The following is a 549-nucleotide window of genomic DNA, read 5'->3' on the forward strand; positions in this document are numbered from 1 at the left end:
TAGGGCGTGTCTGACAAAGGTTGAGTGTCTTCGTTGAGAGGCTTGCTGGGTGTCGAGGTTTCAGTTGCTTTCGGATGCTCAGTGGTCGTTGATCGAGGGCTTGTTGCCCGCCCCGACTGGGCGGCCCGGGCGGAAGTTCTCTGACGCTCGGACGATGGTCGAGGCAATCGCGTACCGGTATCGGACGGGAATCGCGTGGCGTGATCTTCCCGAGGTGTTTGGTCCGTGGCAGACGGTGTGGACCTGGCATCGTCGTATGGCCACTGATGGAAGCTGGGATCGTGTGCTCGCGAAGCTAACCGCGGCTGCTGACCGTGCGGGGCTCGTTGATTGGTCAGTCTCGGTCGATTCGACGATCGCTCGCGCGCACCAGCACGCGACGAACGTCACGCGCCTCACAGGGGGCTTCATCGAATTACAAGAATCCGAGCGTCGAACCGCCTGATCACGCGATCGGCCGCTCCAGAGGTGGCCTCTCGACCAAGATTCACCAGCTCGTGGACGGGTCCGGACTGCCGTTGGTGATCGAGGTCACGCCAGGCCAGGCGG

At 62.5% G+C, this 549-nt stretch carries 1 pseudogene; it reads left to right on the top strand.

From position 1 onward, the window contains the following. Positions 1 to 49 precede the first annotated feature (49 nt). Positions 50 to 549: pseudogene (locus ACPYN9_RS17195) on the top strand (IS5 family transposase); the annotation flags it as partial.

Source organism: Pseudoclavibacter helvolus, from assembly GCF_049707175.1.
GTDB lineage: Bacteria > Actinomycetota > Actinomycetes > Actinomycetales > Microbacteriaceae > Pseudoclavibacter > Pseudoclavibacter helvolus_A.